5 protein-coding genes are annotated in these 6,331 nt (G+C 73.2%); 3 read left to right on the top strand and 2 right to left on the bottom strand.

What is annotated here, in order from left to right; all coding sequences use genetic code 11:
- Positions 1 to 87: 87 nt before the first annotated feature.
- Both WIS52_RS26575 and WIS52_RS26570 read right to left on the bottom strand, forming a co-directional pair.
- The gene (locus WIS52_RS26575; protein ID WP_349301113.1) at positions 88 to 834 is read right to left on the bottom strand and encodes a Crp/Fnr family transcriptional regulator; all 747 of its coding nucleotides are present in this window, start codon (positions 832 to 834) and stop codon (positions 88 to 90) included.
- 170 nt (positions 835 to 1,004) lie between these two features.
- A complete protein-coding gene (locus WIS52_RS26570; protein ID WP_349301112.1) occupies positions 1,005 to 2,321 on the bottom strand; it encodes an MFS transporter in 1,317 nt (438 codons plus the stop codon).
- Between the two features lie 171 nt (positions 2,322 to 2,492).
- Between WIS52_RS26570 and WIS52_RS26565 the strand changes: the two genes are divergently transcribed.
- From WIS52_RS26565 to WIS52_RS26555, 3 genes are all read left to right on the top strand, one after another.
- A complete protein-coding gene (locus WIS52_RS26565) occupies positions 2,493 to 3,119 on the top strand; it encodes a TIGR03085 family metal-binding protein (protein ID WP_349301111.1) in 627 nt (208 codons plus the stop codon).
- Between the two features lie 46 nt (positions 3,120 to 3,165).
- On the top strand, positions 3,166 to 4,194 hold the full coding sequence (gene dapA, locus WIS52_RS26560; protein ID WP_349301110.1) for a 4-hydroxy-tetrahydrodipicolinate synthase: 1,029 nt from the start codon (positions 3,166 to 3,168) through the stop codon (positions 4,192 to 4,194).
- Positions 4,195 to 4,383: 189 nt separating this feature from the next.
- Positions 4,384 to 6,093, top strand: a complete 1,710-nt coding sequence (locus tag WIS52_RS26555) for a ribonuclease J (RefSeq protein ID WP_349301127.1) — start codon at positions 4,384 to 4,386, stop codon at positions 6,091 to 6,093.
- Positions 6,094 to 6,331 lie beyond the last annotated feature (238 nt).

Here is a 6,331-nt window from a genome sequence, read left to right as displayed (position 1 = left end):
CCCCCGACTCATGACGCTGTGAGTCGGGGGTGGGCGGGTGGGCGGGTGGCGGCACGGCTGCGGACGGTGACGAGGCGCCGCGCGGCCTCACGCCAGGACGGCGTGCACCCGGCGCCGCAACGCCGGCAGGTCCCGCACGACGATGCTGCGGCCCTCCTTCTGCACCAGGCCCTCGGCGACCAGCCGGGACAGCTCCCGGCTCATGGTGACCCGGGTCAGCCCGACCAGGAGCGCCAGCTCGTCGACGGCGGGCCGGATCGAGAGCCGGGTGGTCGTGTCGAGCGCGACCTCCCCGTAGGCCTCGACGAGCTGTCCGAGCAGCAGGATCACCCGCTCCCGGGCGGGCAGGCCCTCGATGAGGACGTGCAGCTGCATGACGCGCTGCTTGTAGGCGATCCGGCGGGTGATCTCCAGCAGCAGCTCGCGGTCCGCACCCAGCAGTGCGTCGCGGGTGATCGCGACGATCTCCGAGGGCTGGGTGGTCACGGCGCCGAGGTGCCGGGGCCGGCCGTCCAGGCAGGCCGCCTCGCCGATGCTCGAGCCCGGCTCGGCGTAGGCCAGCGAGCGCTCGGTGCCGTCGGGCCGGTGCAGGTAGATCCGGACCCGGCCGGAGACGACGAGGTGGAAGCGGGTGGACCGCTCACCCTGCCGGTAGACGTGCTCGCCGCGGGCGTAGCGCCGCGACGTGCCGAGCCCGGCCAGGAGCGCCGCGGTGCGGTCGTCGGCCGGGCCGGTCAGGAACGGCGACACGGGTGCCGCGTCGGGGACAGAGGTGGCGGCGGGGGCGGAGGCGGCCCCGCGTGCCTCCGGCCCGCTCGCCGCCCCTGCCGTCACGCGTTCCTCGCCTCCACCGCGGGCGACGCCGTCGTCGCCCGTTCGGACGCGACGGTAGCCGGGTCGGCGGAGGACCGGAACCTGCTCGGGGGCGCGACCCGCCGGGCCGCGCCCCGGGCGTCGTCGACGGACCGGAACCGGCCCCCGGACCCGCCGGGAGCGGGAGGGGATCAGGTGGTCGCGAGCTCGGCGTCCTGGGCGGCCAGGGAGCTCGCGTCGGTGTGCGGCAGGGCCAGCGTGCAGACCAGGCTGAGCAGCGAGACCCCGGCGAGCAGCAACCCGATCGCCAGGCTGCCCCAGATCGGGACGACGGCCGCCGAGATCAGCGGGACGACGCCGCCGCCGAGCACCCCGGCGAGGTTGTAGGCGATGCCGGCGCCGGTGTAGCGGAACCGGGTCGGGAAGAGCTCGGGCAGCTGCGCGCCGATCGGGCCGTAGGCGAACCCGACCACGCCGAGCACGACGCACAGCCCGAGGCCGAACGACCAGGCGGTGCCGATGTCGATGATCGGGAACGCGACGATCCCGGCGCCCACCGAGGCGATGTTGCCGAGGACGACCATCCGCCGACGGCCGATCCGGTCGGACCAGATCGCGCCGAAGATCGTCGTACACGCGAACACGGTGCCGCCGAGGATGCCCATCGCCAGCACGGTCGGCCGCGGCAGGCCCATCTGCTGGGTCCCGTAGCTGGTCAGGTAGGTGACGCCGATGTAGAAGAAGGCGAACACCGCGGTGGTGGAACCGGCGCCGAGCAGCACCGCGCGCGACCGGGTCGCGAACACCTCGGCGATCGGCAGCTTTCCGGCCCCCTTCGCCGGCTTCGACCTGGTGAAGGACGAGGTCTCCTCCAGCGCGAGCCGCACGTAGAGCCCGACGCCGACCAGCAGCACCGAGGCGATGAACGGGACCCGCCAGCCCCAGGCCACGAACGCCTCGTTGCTCATGGTCAGCGCCGTGGTCAGGAACGTCGCCGACGCCAGCGCGAACGCCACCGAGGGACCGAGCTGCGGGTAGAGCGCGTACTTCCCGCGGGCCTTGACCGGCGCGTTCTCCGCGGTGAGCAGGGTCGCGCCCGCCCACTCGCCGCCGACCGCGAGCCCCTGCAGGATCCGCAGGACCACGAGCAGGACCGGGGCCAGCACGCCGATCGTCCCGGTGGTCGGCAACAGGCCGATCGCCAGCGTCGAGAAGCCCATCAGCAGCAGCGTGGTGACCAGCGTCCCCTTGCGGCCGAGACGGTCCCCGAAGTGTCCGAAGAGGATCGAACCGAAGGGGCGTGCCACGAACGCGACACCGAACGTCGCCAGCGCCAGTGCGGTGCCCGCCGCGGCGCCGAGCTCGGGGAAGAAGACGACGTTGAACACCAGCGCGGCGGCGGTGCCGTAGATGAAGAAGTCGTAGAACTCGATCACCGTGCCGGTCATGCTCGCGAGCGCGATCCGGCGCATCGACCTCGGTGGTTTCTCCGCAGCGGCGTGGGTCACAGGACTCTCCTCGTCGAGATCGTCTCCGGCGAGCGGAGTATGCGGACCCGGACCCGGGGGATCTGTATCACCGGCTACAGGACGGCGTCGGGCGCCGGTCGATCTGTCGACCGTCCTGGGTGGCGGTGCGTCGGACAGCGCGCCGGGGCCGCGGTGGGTACGTTCGGCCCGGTGAGCCTCGCCATCGACGAACGTGCCGCCATCTGCGACGAGTTCGAGCGGTCCGGTCCGGACCGCCCGACCCTGTGCGAGGGCTGGAACGCCCGTGACCTGCTCACCCACCTGCTGGTGCGGGAGCGCCAGCCGTGGAGCGCGGCCGGGGCCGTCGTGCCGGCGCTGTCCTCGGTCACCGAGAAGGCGATGAGCTCGTACGCCTCGGAGGCGTGGCCGAACATGATCGACGACCTGCGCAAGGGCCCGCCGGCCTGGTCGCCGTTCCGGGTCGGGAAGGTCGACGAGATCGCCAACGGCGCCGAGTTCTTCGTGCACCACGAGGACCTGCGCCGCGGCGAGCCCGGCTGGGAACCCCGCCCGTCCGACCCGGAGCGCGACGGCCGGCTCTGGACGCTGCTCTCGGCGCAGGCGCGCCTGCTGTGGCGCAAGAGCCCGGTCGGTGTGGTGCTCCGCCGCCCGGAGGGCGCGACCCAGGTCGTCGCCACCGGGTACGGCCTGGTCACGGTGGTCGGTGAGCCGTCCGAGCTGGTGCTGCACGCGTTCGGCCGGGACGCCGCCCGGGTGGAGATCGAGGGCCTGCCCGCCGACGTCGAGTCCTACCGTTCCGCGACGCTCGGGATCTGACCCGCTCCGCGGCCGGACCGAGGTGGGGGAGCGGTACCGTCCTCCCATGGAACCCGGCGCCTTGACCGCACCGGCGGGGCAGCACCCGCCGCGCCGCCCGTTCGGCGAGGTCCTCACCGCGATGGTGACCCCGTTCGACGCCGACGGTGAGCTCGATCTCGGCAAGGCCGAGGAGCTCGCCACGCACCTGGTGGACCTGGGCAACGACGGTCTCGTCGTCAACGGCACCACCGGCGAGGGCCCGACGACCTCGGACCGGGAGAAGCAGGAGCTGATCCGCGCGGTGGTCTCCGCGGTCGGGGACCGGGCGACCGTCGTCAGCGGCGCCGGGACCTACGACACCGCGCACTCGATCGAGCTGGCCCGCGCCGCCGAGACGGCCGGCGCGCACGGCCTGCTGGTGGTCACGCCGTACTACTCGCGGCCGCCGCAGGAGGGCCTGGTCGCGCACTTCACCGCGGTCGCCGACGCCACCGACCTGCCGGTGATGCTCTACGACATCCCGCCGCGCAGCGTGATCGGGATCGACGTCGAGACGTTCCAGCGCCTGGCCCAGCACAACCGGATCGTCGCGGTCAAGGACGCCCGCAACGACCTGCGCGTCGGCACCGAGGTGCTGGCCACGACGACGCTGGCGTACTACTCCGGCGACGACCCGGTGAACCTGCCCTGGCTGTCGGTCGGGGCGGTCGGCTTCGTGTCGGTGATCGGGCACGTGGTCGCCGACCGGCTGCGCGCGATGCTCGACGCCTACCACGCCGGTGAGCACCAGCGGGCCCGCGCGCTGCACTACGCGATGCTCCCGGTGATCCGGGGGATGGGGCGGGTCGGCGGGGCGGTGTTCGCCAAGACCGCGCTGCGGCTGCGCGGGATCGACGTCGGCGACACCCGGCTCCCGCTGCCGCCCGCGACCGAGCAGCAGGTCGCCGCGATCGCCGGGGACCTGGCCGTCGCCGGGGTGGCGCTGGACCCGCAGGCCCGGCCCGGACGTCCCGAACTGCGCACCGGACACGGCGCCCTCGGCGGCCGCACGGCCACGGATTTCGGTGCCGAAGTGGCCTACCACCGCACATGAGCGCAGCGAATGGCGCATCGACACCGCGCCTGAGCGAGCTCTGCGGTCGATACTGAACGTGAGCGATACACCGCGCACCGTCGCGCGGTCCCCGGGAGAGCCGGGATCGAGAACCACTCCGAACCCTGTGAGGCACGAACCCCTGTGAGCCCCCAGCGCAACGACCGCCGCAACCGTCCTGGCCGGTCCCTGAGCGCCCCACCCGAGAAGATCGACCGCCCGGAGCTGCCCGAGGGTCCACCGCCCGCGCTCGCGAAGGGCGGCCTGCGGACCTTCGCGCTCGGCGGCATCGGCGAGGTCGGCCGGAACATGACCGTGTTCGAGTACGACGGGCGGTTGCTGGTCGTCGACTGCGGCGTGCTGTTCCCGTCCGACGACTCGCCCGGCGTCGACCTGATCCTGCCCGACTTCCGGGCCATCGAGGACCGGCTCGACGACATCGACGCGATCGTGCTCACCCACGGCCACGAGGACCACATCGGTGCCGTGCCGTGGCTGCTGCGGATGCGCCCCGACCTGCCGGTCGTCGGTTCCCGGTTCACGCTGGCCCTGGTCGCGGCCAAGTGCAAGGAGCACCGCCTGACCCCGCACCTGCAGGAGGTCTCCGAGGGCGACCGCGTCTCGCACGGTGGCTGGGACTGCGAGTACTTCGCGGTCAACCACTCCATCCCGGACGCGGTCGCGGTCGCGATCCGCACGCCGGCCGGGCTGCTGCTGCACACCGGTGACATCAAGCTCGACCAGCTCCCGCTGGACGGCCGGCTGACCGACCTGGCCGGGTTCTCCCGGCTCGGCGAGGAGGGCGTCGACCTGTTCCTGGTCGACTCCACGAACGCCGAGGTCCCCGGTTTCGTCACCCCGGAGGCCGACATCGGGCCGGTCATCTCCGACCTGGTCCGCCGGTCGCCGTCGCGGATCATCCTGGCCTGCTTCGCCAGCCACGTGCACCGCGTCCAGCAGGTCCTCGACGCCGCGCACGCGCACGGCCGCAAGGTCTGCCTGACCGGCAGGTCGATGGTCCGCAACATGGGCCTGGCCGACGACCACTCGCTGCTGAGGATCCCGGACGGCCTGCTCGTCGACATCGACGAGGCGATGCGGCTGCCCGACGAGAAGCTCGTGCTCGTCTCCACCGGCTCGCAGGGCGAGCCGCTGGCGGCGCTGTCCCGGATGGCCCGCGGCGACCACCGCAGCATCACCATCCGCCCGGACGACACGATCATCCTGGCCAGCTCGCTGATCCCGGGCAACGAGACCGCGGTCTTCGCGGTGATCAACGGCCTGACCCGGCTCGGCGCCACCGTGGTCCACCAGGGCAACGCCAAGGTGCACGTCTCCGGGCACGCCCCGGCCGGTGAGCTGCTGTTCCTCTACAACGCGGTGCGGCCGTCCAACGTCATGCCGGTGCACGGCGAGTGGCGGCACCTGCGCGCCAACGCCGCGCTCGCGCGCAAGACCGGCGTGCCCGAGGAGTCGGTGGTCATCGCCGAGAACGGCGTGGTCGTCGACCTGGTCGACGGCCGGGCCGCGATCACCGGGCGGGTCGAGGTCGGTCAGGTGTACGTCGACGGCCTGTCGGTCGGCGACGTCGGCGAGACCACCCTCGGTGACCGCATCGCGCTCGGCGAGGGCGGCTTCATCGCGATCAACGTGGCGATCGACCACAAGACGGGGCGGGCGCTGTCCCGGCCGACGCTGTCCGGGCGCGGCTTCTCCGACGACCCCAAGGCGCTCGACGCGGCGCAGTCGCTGGTCGAGGACGAGCTGTCCCGGCTGGAGAACGAGGGCGTGTCCGATCCGCACCGCATCGCCCAGGGTGTGCGACGGGTCGTCGGGCGCTGGGTGTCGGAGACCTACCGGCGCCGCCCGATGATCGTCCCGACGGTCATCGCCGTCTGATCCCACGGCGCCGGTCGCCCGGGTGCGGCGCCCGGCGCCCGGCGCGGCCGGCCACGAGCGGCACCGTCCGGTGCAGTGGCCGGGACGCCGGCCGGACCGGAGCCGGTGATCACCTTTCCGGTGCCGAACGGTGCCAGGGCCGGCACCGATCGGCACCGATGTGGCGATCATGACGGGCGGGCCGGCGACCAGGACCGGCGACGGACCTCGGTGATCACCCTCCGGGTGCCGAATGGTG

This window comes from Pseudonocardia nematodicida (genome assembly GCF_040105385.1).
Lineage (GTDB): Bacteria > Actinomycetota > Actinomycetes > Mycobacteriales > Pseudonocardiaceae > Pseudonocardia > Pseudonocardia nematodicida.
This window is presented reverse-complemented; position numbering and strand designations above follow the sequence as displayed.

Coding starts and splice junctions, on each gene's coding strand:
- dapA (WP_349301110.1), top strand. CDS start 3,166: ATGGAACCCGGCGCCTTGACCGCACCGGCGGGGCAGCACCCGCCGCGC.